Source organism: Shewanella sp. MM_2022_3 (assembly GCF_022557375.1).
Taxonomy (GTDB): Bacteria; Pseudomonadota; Gammaproteobacteria; order Enterobacterales; family Shewanellaceae; genus Shewanella; species Shewanella xiamenensis.
Genome location: NZ_JAKZGV010000009.1, coordinates 1 through 14,759 on the forward strand (window position 1 = coordinate 1; position 14,759 = coordinate 14,759).

Here is a 14,759-nt window from a genome sequence, read left to right on the forward strand (position 1 = left end):
TCACCTTGTTGATATGCTCGCCTAAACGGGCAGACATATTGGCGGAGGCTTGTTCCCATTTGTAGCTCTCTTTTTCCTCGTAAGGGCGAGTAGCATGTTGGCGGCGTTGCCCGCGCTTAGTGATATCCCGCGTCCAACGCTGTTGCTCAATCAGCCCAACGACTTGCTGGCTTTGCGGTGAAAACAGCAAGATTGAATGCGCCAGAATGGCACGGTTTTTATCCCCTTGATTGGTATGACCTAACTCCTCCCTGACACTGTCATGCTTGTAAGTCAGCGAGGTGGTATCCTCTAGTGCTAACAAGATGTCATGCTCTCGAGCTTGCTGCGCGGTGGCTTGAAAACCCGCTTCAGCAATATCACTGGCTTGAATATTCTCATTGCGGATAAATCGGTAGGCCCCTTCAATCTCAGCGGGGGATAAGGGAAGTCTGGACACGGCAACTCCGGGTTGTTGGGTAATTGAGGTAGCCAGTGAAACAAGTCTTTGTGTACGTCTTGGGTCGTTGAGGTTTGCGTGCCCAAATTGACATTGCGCCCACTGCTCTGGATCCATCATCTTCATCATAATCGCCTCGAATATTTAGCCCTAGACGATCTGATCACAATGCGGGGAATGAGTTCAAAAAAAATCCCTGAGCATTGTTCAGGGATTTGTGTATGAGAGACAGGCTTATGCTGGCTTTTTGTTGTCTTAGAGAAATAACACTCTTCACAAAGAACGAGCTAAAGCTTCTTGCTCTTTAGTGTCCAGAGATAAGAAATAACTGTATTTCATATTTAACCTCCGAACCAAAACACAATATGCTCTGATCCTAAAGAAGTCTAAAACCAAACCGAATAAGCAAAAAGGAATCACTATTACGATAGTCATAGTGAGAAAAATATGAATGAACTCAGTGAAATTTCCAAACTCACTCATCACAGTTCGAAGCAGCGCAAAAAGAATGCCCCCTAAAGTCAGGTAAATGACATACAAGAATGATAAATAAGCAACCCTTATAAAAGCTCTTAATCCTTTCACCTTGATTCACCCATACTTATCAAATGGACATTCCACTTCGTCACATCCCCTAGGAAATCATTTATTGAGCACCATGCCTATTTACTGGATAAATCTGGGTATGGGTTCTCAAGCCTTATTTGCATTAGGGTTTCTGGTGTATCGACCGCTTTAAAACCAAACTGAGCATAGAGTCCATGGGCATCGCGGGTGGCGAGCATTATGCGCCTTAATCCTTGCAGATCAGGATGTTCCATAATTGCTGCCATCATCATCTTACTTAAACCTAAGCCGCGGTGAGATTCGAGGACAAACACATCGGCAAGGTAGGCAAAGGTGGCTTTATCGGTGATCAAGCGGGCAAAGGCAAGCTGTTGATTATCTTTATCAAATACTCCAAAACATAAACTGTTGCTCAGCGCCTTTTGCAGCAGCGCGGCAGGCATGCCCTGCGCCCAATAGCTGTTGGCAATAAAACCATGGATAACATCAAAATCCATTTCCGATAGCTCACTACTGACTCGATATTCCATTTATCGCTCCAATTTATCGTTAAATACCGCTTAATCTAGGTATGTTTTGCACTCATAAATATCATCAACACCATACCCAGCAACACCACTTTTGCTAATGAATACATGGCTCCAGCAAAGGAACCACCACCGTGATAGCTAAAAGCAAGATGGCGATTGATCTCAAATCGAAAGGACTTAGCCAAGTGGCGATAAGCAAGAAAATAAAATAATGAGGCCGCGGGCCAAATGCCAATAATCAAGGTTTGGCCCTGAGCCTTTGTAGTCAAAACCGCCGAAATCCAGGGAATACAAAGGCAAACCGCATATATCCAAGCAAAACGCTTAAGTAACTGACGAATCTTTTTGTCTGATAATGACTTCAATCTAAAATTCCTTTTCACCTCTATTTACCCGCTATCAGCGCGGATCACATCGGCTCAATTTGCTCGACCATCAACTGCAGGGTGAAATTACCGCGATATTCGTTCACATCGAGCTTATAGACGATACGCGCATGTTGAATCGTCGCATCGGGCCAAGTGTGTAAATCCACATTAAAGGCAATCGCATCTAACATCAGGGTACTACATGGGGTTTCAAGCACTAATTTAAGGTGGCGTTCTCCCACTATTCGCTGCTGGATAATCTTAAAATAACCATCGAATAATGGCTCCTCGAAGGACTGGCCCCAAGGTCCGGCATTACGCAGTAACTGGGCGATTTCGAGGGTAAGTTCCGTCGGCGTTAACTCGCCATCGGACCATAGTTCCCCCGTAAGCTGCTCAGGCTTTAATTGTTCACGCACCGCATCATCATAGGCTTTGGCAAAGGTTGCAAAGCCACCGGATTTTAAGGTTAAACCTGCCGCCATTGCGTGGCCGCCAAATTTGCTGATAAGCCCTGGATGGCGTGAGTTAACTAGCTCCAGCAAGTCACGCATATGCAAACCTTTGATGGAGCGCGCCGAACCTTTAATTTCGCCATTACCCGCGTCGGCAAAGGCGATAACGGGTCTGTGGTATTTATCTTTAATTCGCGAGGCCAGAATACCAATAACCCCTTGGTGCCAATCCTCTTGAAAAAGGGCGATACCCCATGGGAGCTGTTCTTCATTAAGCTTTAGATATTCAAGACTTTTCAGCGCCTCTTGCTGCATCCCCACCTCAAGCTCGCGTCGCTCTTGGTTGAGGCTATCGAGCTCTGCCGCCATCCGCCTTGCATACATGATGTCTTCGCACAGCAGGGTTTCGACCCCGAGCGCCATTTCATCCAGCCTGCCGGCGGCATTGAGCCTTGGCCCTACGGCAAAACCAAAATCAGAGGCAACAATCCGAGCTGGATTACGTTTTGCGACTTCAAGTAGAGCAGTAATGCCCACACGGCAACGGCCACTGCGTACCCGCTGCAATCCCGCCTCGACCAGAATACGATTGTTGGCATCGAGCGATACCACGTCGGCCACAGTGCCAAGGGCGACAATATCCAGCAGAGTGCCAAGGTTAGGCTCGGCAATACCGCGAGCTTGATACCAGTGACGAGCGCGCAGTTCTGCCCTAAGCGCCGTCATCAGATAAAAGGCGACCCCGACGCCAGCGATGGATTTACTGGCAAACTGACAACCGGGCTGATTGGGATTCACTATGGCATCGGCCGCCGGTAACTCATAGCCGGGTAAGTGATGGTCGGTGATCACCACCTGCATGCCAAAGGCCTTGGCGGCAGCAACGCCTTCAATGGAGGAAATACCGTTATCAACAGTAATAAGTAATTCTGCCTGTTTGGTTGCCGCCACGGCGACAATCTCAGGACTCAGGCCATAACCGTAGTCAAAGCGATTAGGGATCAGATAATCGACTTTACTCGCGCCCATCATTCGTAGCGCGAGGATACACACACTTGTCGAGGTGGCGCCATCGGCATCAAAATCGCCAACGATCAGAATCGACTTATCAAGCTGCATCGCATCGGCAATCAACTTGGCGGCGTGATCTAAGCCCTTCATGGTATCGGGCCTTAACAAGCCTTTAAGTACCAGTTCACACTCGGCGGACATGACTCCACGGCGAGCATAGAGCTGTCTTAACAGCGGCGGAAGGTGAGCGGGTAAATGGCTATCATCAACAGTTGGACGACGGATTATTTTATGGATCAAGGGAACAAACTCTTAAACAATCATGGGGCTAAGATAACAAAAAGGTGAGCTTTAGGCTCACCTTTAATGGTAATGGGATAAGTTTAGCCGAATTGCAGCTATTGGCGCGCTTCTAAAGTACGTAATAAATCCGCAGGTGGTTGATATCCTGGGATCATATTGCCATCTTCTAACACGATAGCAGGCGTGCCGTTAACACCAAAGCTGGTACCTAATTCGTATTGTTCGGCGATTTTAGCATCACAGGTCGCGGCAGAGACTTTTTTACCCGCCTTGGCTTCAGTCATGGCTTTTAATGGATCCTTAGCACACCAAATGGCCTGCATTTCATCGGCATTGGCAGATGGCACACCCGCACGTGGGAAGGCTAAGTAACGTACGGTAATACCCAACTTGTTATACTCGGCCATTTGGCTATGTAACTTGCGGCAATAACCACAGCTCACATCGGTAAACACAGTTACAACGTGTTTTTCATCTTTCGCTTTATACACCAACATATGATCTTCAAGCGGCTTCATCATCGCCAAACGAGGGCCTGCAAGTGCCGCTTCAGTCAGGTTTTTCATCCCTTTATCAAGATCGTATAAATTACCGTGGAACATTTTTGAACCATCACGGCTGATATAGAGCACGCCGCGATTAGTCATAGCTTGATATAAACCTTCGATGGGCGAATCCTGCATTGAAATCACTTCAACATCTAACATTTCACTGAGTTTTTGCTTAATCGCAGCAGTGTCTGGAGTGGTCGCCGTTGCGGCGCTGGCCAGAGGCGCAACAACAAGCGCGAAAACTAAAGATAATGCTCGGGTCAACTTCATGGGGACTTCCTATTAAGTAAATCGCTACTGCGACATATGGGTCAGGTTAATAGACCCTGTATGGGGGCAAAAAGTTACAGACAAGCCAAATAGAATGCAAATTTATACTGTAACTAAATTCAACCATTCACGGTTTTGTGATCCACAAAGCCTATCCCCGTGGATGATGCTGCTGATGTAACTCTTGTAATCTCGCTCGGGCCACATGGGTATAGATTTGAGTTGTCGATAAGTCACTGTGGCCTAAAAGTAATTGTACAACCCTAAGATCGGCGCCATGGTTGAGTAAATGGGTGGCGAAGGCATGACGCAAGGTATGGGGTGAAAGTTCAGTTTCAATTCCAGCTCGGCTCGCGTAGAGCTTAATACGATGCCAAAAGGTTTGCCGCGTCATCATCTGCGAGCGCTTTGAAGGGAACACCACGTCAGATTGAACATAGCCTAAGAGTTCATGCCGCGCTGAAGTTAAATAATGTTCTACGGCGGCTATTGCTACCTCACCCATTGGCACTAAACGCTCTTTACCGCCCTTACCCACAATCCGCACTAAGCCTTGGCGCAAGCTCATCTGCTCCATGGTTAATCCCACCAGCTCGCTCACCCGCAGTCCGGTGGCATATAACAACTCCAGCATGGCTTTATCACGGCATTCAACGGGGTCGTCCACATTGGGCTCAGCCAGTAACCTATCAACCTGTGACTCGCTTAGAGAATCAGGTAAATGCCGACTTAACTTAGGCGATTCAATCAGTGCCATGGGATCGCCTGCAATCTGCTTGGTCTGCAATAAATAGGTGTAAAAACGCCGTAAACTACTCAGCAAACGTGCACTACTAGTGCGGGCAAATTGTTGCTCGACCCGATAAGCTAAGTAAGCACGGACGTCAGCTTGACCCACATCGCACAAACCCAATCCTTGGCTTTGCAGATAGCGATCAAAATGGCGTAAATCGGTGCGATAGGCACTCAAGGTATTGTCACTTAAGCCCTTACTAGACCAAAGATCATCAAGAAATGCATCAATAAGCGGATCACACTGATAGGTTTTAGCCACGAAAACTCCATAAAAAACGGCGTATGGTAGATACGCCGTTGATATTAACTTAATTTCTCCGCGACTGGCAGTCGCCTTTATTTAGGCGGCAGTGACTGCTTTTGCACCGCCACCGCGAATCATTAAACACAGCACAATGACCACTAAGGTTGGCAATAACCACGCCATTCCCTCTTCATACAGCGGTAGGAGAGACAGGGTGGGAGACATACCACTGACCAGATCGATAAAGCTTTGCGCCGCTTCAGTCACGCCTTTACCGTCTTCGCCCGTGAGGCTTTTTGCGGCAACCTTCATACCGTCAAAGATGCCAAACAGGAGTGCCACAGACAGGGTCGCACGGTGAGCAAACTGCGGACGAGGGAAATATTCAGTTAAAAAGGTTACCGCGACCAGTGCAATAGCCACAGGGTAAACCGTCATTAATACCGGAATGCTGATATTAATCAGTTGTGACAGCCCAACGTTCGCAATCACAGCACAGATAGCGCTTAATATAATAACCAGAAAACGATAAGACAGCTTTGGCATTAGCTCATTGAAAAACTCAGAGCACGCACTCACTAATCCCACCGCCGTAGTTAAACAGGCTAGCGTTACCACTGCCGATAACAACACAGTGCCTAAATTGCCAAACTCACGGGTCACATAGTTAGTTAAAATTTCACCGCCATTTTTAGCACCTGCGGCAATATCACCCGCCGTGGCACCTAAAAAGAACAATGACACATAAACAAAGGCAAGACCCGCTGCGGCAATAAAGGCAGCGCGAATAAGGTACTTAGTCTGTGCGCTAGGCTGCTCGATGCCCTTTTTACGCAGCAGATCGATAATCAACATACCGAACATCAAAGATGCCAAAGTATCCATAGTGTTATAGCCTTCAAGAATACCTTTAGTCAGCGGATGGTTTTTGTAATCACCTACGGCCGCGCCAACATCAGAAGCGGGTAAAAACACCACAGATAAGGCTAAACCTACTAGTAATAACAATAGGATAGGGGTTAATACTTTACCGACGCTGTCGAGTAATTTCCCGGGGAACAATGCCAACAGCATAGTCACAGTAAAGAAGCACAAGGTATAAATTAGTTGCGACAGATTAAGCGATAAACTGCCAAGCATAATGGTTGCTGTGGTGTTATCAATAAAGGGCTTAGCACCGATTTCATAAGCCACTAGACCAGTACGCGGCGCTGCAAATGCAGGCCCGATGATGATATAAATCGCAATGGCTAATGCCGTTGCCGCAAACACAGGCAACATCGCCATAACCTTACCTTGAGCCTTAGCAACAGCAATGAGCCCGACCAAAGGTAAACCTACGGCAGTGATGAGAAACCCTAACATAGCAAGGAGCATGTTCTCCCCAGCTAACATCCCCGCAAAGGGAGGAAAAATTAAGTTACCCGCCCCCAAAAAAAACGCGAAGGTCATAAAACCTAAGCCTAATGTATCCCCAACACTCATCTGATTGTCTTGCACGGAAAGCCCCATCTTGTCTTATTGTTTTTAATAAACTTAAGTGATTATGTGTCGATTAGCCATAGCTAAAACAAAGCCCATCCGGAGTGCAAATCTATGTTTACACAATTCCGTGGTAAATATGTGCGATATCTGCTGAGTTTATAAACAAAAATGAACTAAAAATTGGCTTCATTGCCGATTTATTCACCTAAAAACCCGTTCACCTATCCGTTAATCATAAAATTGATTAAAAATGGGGGCGAAACTAATATCAGAATTCAAAAACCAATACAACAGGTAAGATAGTTTTTATCGAAAAAAGCGTTCCAATGCTAATTAACTGCTAACAATGAGTTACCAAGGTAATAAATTAAACCGCCAATTAAGTGAACTTAGACTCAAAACAGCACAAAAATACACAAACGCGATCTCATTGGAAGAATAGAGCGATTAGGGTATGTTGGCGTTTCAGGACGAATCTTTAAACATCAATGCGCCCGACTCATAACCATAAAAATCTTAGCGAAAGCACAACTCGCCCTTTAAAATAGCCACGATCTTAAATCGCATTCCCTTATTCATCGGATAAATGAGTTTTCATGGCTTTTACCTTTAAACAATTCCACATTGATGATCTTAATTGTGGCATGCCCGTTAGCACCGACGGCGTGATATTAGGCGCATGGGCACCGCTTGCTCAGGCAAAACACATTCTAGATATAGGGGCCGGAAGTGGATTATTGAGTTTAATGGCAGCGCAGCGAAGCCTTGGGCAGATCACCGCGGTGGAGCTTGAGGAAAAAGCCGCCGCCGCATGCCAATTCAATATGGTGCAAAGTCCTTGGGCGGACAGGCTCAGTATTATCCATAGCGATATTCAAGACTTTTGCCAGCAAACTCAGTATTACGGATATTTTGATCATATCATCTGCAACCCGCCTTATTTCGAACATGGCCCCAAGGCGAACGACCAGCATAGAGCGATGGCGCGCCATACCCATACCTTAGGATTTGAGCCATTGCTAAAAGCAATCTCCCAATGCTTATCACCTGAGGGTTCTGCAAGTCTTATATTGCCGATTCAAAGTCTTATACGCTTTAAAGTCTGCCTAAATCAGTTCGCACTTTATCTCAGGCAAGAGGTACAGGTTAAAAGTGTGGAGAATAAAGCCGCCAATCGCGTTTTGCTGTTATTGAGTAAAACAAAGGGGAGCCAGTGCGTGCACACCGTATTCACCATCCGTGGATTAGAGGGAAGTTACACGAATCAAATGGTCGAACTGACAAAGGATTTCTATCTTAAGCTATAGGCATGCTAGGGCGTGTTGACGTTTCGAGATTAGATTTTGTTCGTTCTGGCAAGCACGTGCTCGCGAAACGAGGAATGATGTGTAGTTTACTCAAATGACGAGCGGCTCTTATGACAGAAAGTAAGAGCAAGGGCTTGCCAGACGAACCCTTCGGGCAGCATTTGGCTGGCTTTTCTGCCGCGTTATCGTCCGTTTATGTAGAATAACTACACTGCACGGACTTTGCCTTGCATAAAAGCCAGCCTAATTGCTGCAAAAATAACCCTGAAACGTCAACACGCCCTAGTTAGACGCCTGATAAACCAATGGCTACTTATCTATCCATTTATTTTTAATTTCAATCACTTTATCTAAATTTTCGGTAAATAACTGCACTAACTCAGGGTCAAAATGGGAGCCACTCTGTTCATGAAGATAGGCCATCGTTTCTGCAATCGACCAAGCTTCTTTGTAAGGACGTTTGCTAGTGAGCGCATCAAACACATCAGCAAGGGCAACGATGCGCCCCTCAAGCGGGATGTCTTTTCCCTTTAGGCCATTTGGATAACCCGTACCATCCCATTTTTCGTGATGGGTAAGTGCCACTGATTTTGCTAACCGTAACAACTCAGAATCGGCTTCACCGATAATTTCAGCACCGATATGGGGGTGAGTTTTCATAATAGCAAACTCGTCTTTGGTGAGTTTAGCAGGCTTAAGCATAATGCTATCGGGAATACCAATCTTACCAATATCATGCATAGGTGCTGCATGTAATAAGTCATCCGCCTGTGCCTCACTGAGACCATAGGCCAACGCCAAGATTTGAGCATAGTGGCTCATGCGCATTACATGGGTGCCGGTTTCGTTGTCCTTATATTCGGCGGCGCGACCTAAGCGTTGAATAACTTGCAGACGTGTTCGACGTAATTCATCTGCCTGCACAAGGGAGAGATGGGTTTTAACGCGAGCCTTAACTATGGTTGGTGACACAGGTTTGACTATGTAATCAACGCCACCTACGTCAAAACCTGCCGCCTCATCATGCTCGTCGTTAAGCGCAGTCACAAAGATCACTGGAATCGGCAGGGTTTCAGGCATGCTTTTAAGTGCTTGGCATACTTCTAAACCCGTCATATCAGGCATCATGATGTCGAGTAAAATTAAAGCCGGCAGCTCAACCTTGGCAAGATGCAATGCTTCTTCACCACTTTTAGCAAAAATCAAACGATAGTCTTGATGCAATATTTGTTTCAAAACCCGCAAATTAACTGGCTCATCGTCTACCAGTAATAAGGTCTTCTTATCGTCAGTCGCAATCTGCATAGCTATTCCTTATTTGAGCTAATGACAAGCCGCAACTTAATTAATTCAGTATGGGCAATATCAAAATCAAAATTATCGAGGGCATCAACAATGGTGTTTACCATGGGTTGATGGACCGATAGATTTTCAATGGCGGTTAAATCAGCTTCTTCAAAGGAGTGGTGTTGTACTGCCGCAATTAAAGCATCAATATGCGGTAAAGCTTGGTTTGGATCAGTCTGAGGAGTAGATATCTGCACGTCTTTATAGTGAGCGAGTTGCTGCACATAACGAGTGATCGGCACTATGGTTGATTCAAGTTCATTGAATAACTGCTGTCTAGCCACTAAAACCTGTGGCTCTGAGTCAGCCATTTGCTCTAATGCCACAAACAAGGCCATGCAACGGAATAAGCCTAAATTGCCAGAAATGCCTTTTAATCCATGACCTTGCTGGACAATCGCATCCCGATCCGATTGGTTAATTGCCTGCTCAAGCTGCCGAGACTTTTCGGGCCATTGAGCGATAAACTTTTCTAATTCTTGGATAAACTTTGCTTTACTTCCCCAGAGTTGTATCCCTCTTTGCTCATCGATGATGGCATTGAGATCGGGCTCATTTTTATTGAATGACTGTGTGGACAGTTCAAGGTTTAATACGCGGGCGATTTCGACATTTAATAAATAAAAATCAATGGGTTTATTAGCAAAACCATCCATTCCTACTTGTTGTGTCTCGAGTTTATCCTGCTCAAGCACACTCGCTGTTAACGCAATCATCGGCATGTAGGTTAACCCGAATTCAAGCTCCTGTTGGCGTCTACGCCTTGCTGCGGTTAAGCCATCCATTACTGGCATCTGTAAGTCAATTAAGGTGATATCAATATCATGCCTTTGCATTCGTAATAGAGCCTGCTCACCATCACGGGCAGTAATCACTCGATGTCCATGTCGAGTTAAATATACTGAAAGCAGATCAATATTTTGTTGAATATCATCAACTACCAGTATTGTTAATGGAGGCAGTGACACCTTGTCATAACTCGGTAGAGTCAAGTCTTCAACACTTTGAATGAGAGGAATTGTAAATCGGAAGGTACTGCCCAAACCTAAGCGGCTTTCAACCTCAATATGCCCGCCCATTAACTCTACTAATTGTTTGCTGATAGTAGTACCTAAGCCAGTACCTCCGTATTTACGGCTCATAGAGGCATCCGCCTGGGAAAAGGCATCAAACACTCGCTCAAGCTGCTCTGGCGACATGCCAATCCCAGTATCGATAACTTCAAATGTCACTTGATTGTCTAACGGAGAGAAAACTCTTACGGTCACTTTTCCTTCTGCGGTGAATTTAACAGCATTACCTATTAAGTTGAGCAGCACTTGGCGTATCCGCTCAGGCGACCCCATAAAGTGGGTTCCCATCGTTGGCGCGATATCCACTTCCAGTAATAAATGCTGCTTTTGGGCCTGCAACCACAAGGTTGAGATAACAGTGTCGATTTCAGCCGTTAAAGAAAAAACGCGGGTTTCAAGTTCCAGCTTGCCTTTGTCGAGTTTGGCACTGTCTAAAACATCATTGAGTAAATGCAATAATGATTTGGCCGAACGATTAATGGTTGATAATTGCTTTTGTTGCTCATAATCCAAGGATGACTCTAACAAAATATCGCTAAAACCTATGATGGCATTCATTGGGGTACGGATCTCATGGCTCATATTGGCCAAGAAGGCTGAGCGAGCGGCGGCAGCTTGTTCCGCATTATTCTTCGCGGCCACCAGATCCTGCTCCATCACCTTACGTTCAGTAATATCCATGATAAAACCATCAATCCACCCGTCTGGATTTTGCTCATCAAAAATATAATTTCCATGCTCAAACAGCCAACGCACCTCACCATCGGCACGGATCATACGGTATTCCATCGAAAAGGTTGGTGGCTGTGCTTGTGCGTAAATAGTATCGACATCATCGGGATAATAAAGCGAAGAGAATAAACGTTTAGCGTTAGGAAGCTCAAAATCTGAAGCCGGGTATCCCGTGATATTAAATACCGCATCGCTGATGTAAACCATGGGCCAGCCTTGAGTATTCATACAGCGATAGGCCACCCCGGGGATATTACTGATCAACGATCTCAGCTTGGCCTCATTATTTTTCAGCTCTTGCTCCATCTCATTTCGCTGGCTGAGATCGGAAATAAAACCGACAAAGTAATGGGATTTGCCTTGCATCATATGCCCAATTCCGAGGCGGACGGGCACTAAATGGCCATTTTTATGCTGCGCCAGCACCTCTCGCCCCGTACCAATAATCTGTGCATCACGAGTTTTAACATATTGAGCGATATAACTATCATGCTGGGGGCGAATGGAGGCGGGCACAATTTTTTTGACATTGCTACCAAGTAACTCTGTCGAGGGCCACCCCAAGATACGCGTCACCGCTTGGTTTACGCTAACGATAATACCTTGACCATCGATGGTGATAATGCCATCCACTGCGGTATCCATCATAGCCAGCATTCGATCTTCGTTTGATTTAGCGAGTAAAGACAGATCTTTATATTTAAAGATCACATTCACAATCAGCACTAAGCAGATAATGACGACGGTAATAATCGATACCCCGAGCGCAAGATAAAACGAAATTTCAGACGTTTGTTCGCTAAGCTCTAGTCCAGCGGGTTTAACAAAACGCGCCGCCGCCATACCGGTGTAATGCATACCTGCAATCGCCAATCCCATCACGATACTGGCAATAAAATTACTCGTAATAGTGCTCATGCTGGATGAGATAAACTGATTCAGTCCGGTACGAACCCAAAGTGCAATAATGGCTAAAATCACCGCAACGATAATCGACAGAGCAAATATTAGAGGGTCGTAACGCAATAATGGCGCCATATCCATGGCAGCCATCCCAACATAATGCATTACCCCAATACCTACACCCACTAAAACACCGCCAATCAATACTTGGGGAAACCGAATACGTGGTTGAGATAGTAGGCTAAGCGCCACCCACGAGGCCGCAATACTGGGTAACACCGATAAGGCAGTAAGACCAAACTGATAAGAAACTGGAGTGCATAAATTAAAGGCCAGCATGCCAATAAAATGCATTGACCACACGCCCCCACCGAGGACAAGACTGCCAGTGAATAACATAATTTGCTGTCGCGATTTAGATTGGGTTCGTGCAGCTTGTGTCGCAACTTGAAACGCCATAAAGGCAGAAAAAATAGCAATAAAAATAGAAATAGCGACCAATAAAGGGTCGTAATAAACATTGAGTAACAGGCTATCTTGAGATGAAGTAAAAAAAGATGATAACCAATTAAAAATCATAATATTCAAGCCCATATTAAATAAATAGAATCACGCCGAAATGGTTTGCCAATTCAACTAGGGCTAACGCTTAGGGGCCATAAAATGATGAGTATGGTCTATAAATGGCATCGATTTATTGCTTAAACGCCAAACCACGCGGATACAATCCATCCAACACTCTGAATAAACGCCAGACATTTGTTACAAAAATCACTTTTATCTTATACAAGTTTTACCAATTGTCTGCCTCAAAATGCGACAAATCACATTATCACTGCGAATTTATCCGTGGGGTTCAGAGTAAAAGAGGCCTTTCTATCAACCCCGTCACCGAAAAGCGAAGCCATTGGGATTAAGTTATTTAAGTTAACAGGCATAAGCTTTATAATGCTGGGCTATTATTCGTCGAGACGCTGCGCATGCAATTTGAAGATTTCCAGCTTGACCCTAGCTTATTAGAGTCACTTAAAGCCATGGGGCACAATACGCCCACCACAATCCAACAAGAAACGTTGCCGCATGCTTTAGAGCAACGGGATATTTTGGCGCGCGCCCCGACGGGTACAGGTAAAACCGCCAGTTTCTTATTACCCGCGCTACAACATTTAATCGACTTCCCGCGTCGTTACTCGGGTCAAGCGCGTGTATTAATTCTTACCCCAACCCGTGAATTGGCGAGCCAAATTCACCGCTATGCCTGCCATTTAGCCACAGACCAAGGGCTAAATATTGCAATTATCACGGGTGGAGTGCCCTATGCACCTCAAGAAGAAGCGCTAAAGGGCAATATCGATATTCTGGTCGCGACACCGGGTCGCCTGATGGAATATTTAGATAAAGGTAAATTCAGCGCAGAATCCGTCGACATACTGATCATCGATGAAGCTGACCGTATGCTCGATATGGGATTCTCTGCCGTGGTTAAAGCCATCGCACTCGAAGCCCAAGGCCGCAAGCAGAATATGCTGTTTTCAGCCACCCTTGAAGGCAGTGGTGTTATCCGCTTTGCCCGCGAAGTGCTTAATGATCCTATCGAAATCGATGTTGATGCACCGCGCAAAGAGAAAGCCAAGATCCACCAATGGATCCATCTCGCCGATGATAAAGACCATAAATTTGCCCTGCTTTGCCACTTGTTAAAACAGGAAGAAGTAAAACGCGCCATCGTATTCGTGAAGACTCGCGATGTAGTCTCTAGCCTCGAAGGTCAGTTACTCCAAGCCGGCATCCCTTGTGCTTTTATGCGCGGAGATATGGAACAGAAGAAACGTTTCCAAGCTTTAAGTCGTTTTACTAAGGGCGAAGTGAATGTATTGCTGGCGACCGATGTGGCTGCCCGCGGTATCGATATTGATGATATCACCCACGTGATTAACTTCGATATGCCACGTTCAGCCGATACCTACATCCACCGTATTGGTCGTACTGGCCGCGCGGGTGCCAAAGGTACGGCAATTTCTCTGGCTGAGGCCCATGATATGCGCATCGTTGGTAAGATTGAGCGTTATATTGAGCAACCCCTTAAACGCCGAATCATTGAGGAATTACGTCCTAAGCACAAAGAGGCGCGAGTTCCATCCAAGAAAAAGGCAAAAGTAAAAGCCAAAGAAGCGGCGAAAAAAACCAGCAAAAAAGAAGCGGCAAAAAAAGCTAGCAAAATTGCCCGCAAAAAACAGTCCTAGGTTTTCTAACCTTGGAGTAAGCTGATACTTACTTCCGCCTAAAAGCCGCAAAATTGCGGCTTTTTTTATGCTCATTGACCTAGCAAATATTTTTGTACGGGGTGGAACCCCATATGACAAAAAACACTCTACTCCT

The 14,759-nt window shown here is 45.7% G+C and carries 10 protein-coding genes and 1 pseudogene; 2 read left to right on the forward strand and 9 right to left on the reverse strand.

Annotation, left to right across the window (positions count from 1 at the left end; translation table 11 throughout):
- The 7 genes and pseudogenes from MMG82_RS07440 to brnQ form a co-directional block, all read right to left on the reverse strand.
- Window positions 1-556, reverse strand: a pseudogene (locus MMG82_RS07440) (IS4-like element ISUnCu8 family transposase); the annotation flags it as partial.
- Between the two features lie 545 nt (window positions 557-1,101).
- Window positions 1,102-1,536: a GNAT family N-acetyltransferase gene (locus tag MMG82_RS07445; protein WP_241406682.1), complete on the reverse strand. Its 435-nt coding sequence runs from the start codon at window positions 1,534-1,536 to the stop codon at window positions 1,102-1,104.
- Window positions 1,537-1,571: 35 nt separating this feature from the next.
- Complete coding sequence (locus MMG82_RS07450; RefSeq protein WP_069453429.1) at window positions 1,572-1,901, reverse strand: hypothetical protein; 330 nt, start codon at window positions 1,899-1,901, stop codon at window positions 1,572-1,574.
- Between the two features lie 44 nt (window positions 1,902-1,945).
- Window positions 1,946-3,670: a single-stranded-DNA-specific exonuclease RecJ gene (gene recJ, locus MMG82_RS07455; RefSeq protein ID WP_172587379.1), complete on the reverse strand. Its 1,725-nt coding sequence runs from the start codon at window positions 3,668-3,670 to the stop codon at window positions 1,946-1,948.
- Between the two features lie 98 nt (window positions 3,671-3,768).
- Window positions 3,769-4,494 (reverse strand): bifunctional protein-disulfide isomerase/oxidoreductase DsbC, encoded by a 726-nt coding sequence (gene dsbC, locus MMG82_RS07460; protein ID WP_037414691.1) that lies wholly within the window; start codon window positions 4,492-4,494, stop codon window positions 3,769-3,771.
- Between the two features lie 151 nt (window positions 4,495-4,645).
- Complete coding sequence (xerD, locus tag MMG82_RS07465) at window positions 4,646-5,548, reverse strand: site-specific tyrosine recombinase XerD (protein ID WP_169547393.1); 903 nt, start codon at window positions 5,546-5,548, stop codon at window positions 4,646-4,648.
- 81 nt (window positions 5,549-5,629) lie between these two features.
- Window positions 5,630-7,045, reverse strand: a complete 1,416-nt coding sequence (gene brnQ / locus MMG82_RS07470; RefSeq protein WP_241406683.1) for a branched-chain amino acid transport system II carrier protein — start codon at window positions 7,043-7,045, stop codon at window positions 5,630-5,632.
- 569 nt (window positions 7,046-7,614) lie between these two features.
- Between brnQ and MMG82_RS07475 the strand changes: the two genes are divergently transcribed.
- Window positions 7,615-8,325 carry a methyltransferase gene (locus MMG82_RS07475; protein WP_047538229.1) on the forward strand — a complete coding sequence of 237 codons (711 nt, stop codon included), beginning with the start codon at window positions 7,615-7,617 and terminating at the stop codon, window positions 8,323-8,325.
- 309 nt (window positions 8,326-8,634) lie between these two features.
- Here MMG82_RS07475 and MMG82_RS07480 read toward each other — a convergent pair whose 3' ends face one another.
- Together MMG82_RS07480 and MMG82_RS07485 are read right to left on the reverse strand one after the other, a co-directional pair.
- On the reverse strand, window positions 8,635-9,630 hold the full coding sequence (locus MMG82_RS07480) for a two-component system response regulator (protein WP_047535039.1): 996 nt from the start codon (window positions 9,628-9,630) through the stop codon (window positions 8,635-8,637).
- A 2-nt stretch (window positions 9,631-9,632) separates the two neighbouring features.
- Entirely contained in the window at window positions 9,633-12,959 is a 3,327-nt protein-coding gene (locus MMG82_RS07485) for an MHYT domain-containing protein (protein ID WP_241406684.1), read from the reverse strand.
- 401 nt (window positions 12,960-13,360) lie between these two features.
- Here MMG82_RS07485 and srmB point away from each other — a divergent pair, with 401 nt between their 5' ends.
- A complete protein-coding gene (gene srmB / locus MMG82_RS07490; protein WP_037414703.1) occupies window positions 13,361-14,623 on the forward strand; it encodes an ATP-dependent RNA helicase SrmB in 1,263 nt (420 codons plus the stop codon).
- The last annotated feature ends 136 nt before the right edge of the window (window positions 14,624-14,759 follow it).